Annotated in this window: 1 protein-coding gene; it reads right to left on the reverse strand. The window is 34.9% G+C overall.

The genetic code is table 11. From position 1 onward, the window contains the following. Positions 1-209, reverse strand: a 209-nt coding sequence (locus EII29_RS12620) for a hypothetical protein (protein ID WP_158612589.1), incomplete at both ends; no start/stop codon positions are given.

Genomic DNA, 209 nt, shown 5'->3' on the forward strand with positions numbered 1-209 from the left:
ATTCGATATATTTACAAGCCTTGACTCTCCCGATAAACTGAACAGCTTATTTGTATTAGCCACAAAGTCAGGTGTGTTCAATGCTGACCCTTTAAATCTTATTCCCAACGTCTTCTCAAAATCAGATAATGTATTTCTTCTTATAGGAGTTCCGTATGACCTTAAATCAAATCCTTTGCCTTTCCCTAAATGTATTCCGTTATTCTTTA

The sequence above is a fragment of the Leptotrichia sp. OH3620_COT-345 genome (genome assembly GCF_003932895.1).
Lineage (GTDB): Bacteria > Fusobacteriota > Fusobacteriia > Fusobacteriales > Leptotrichiaceae > Pseudoleptotrichia.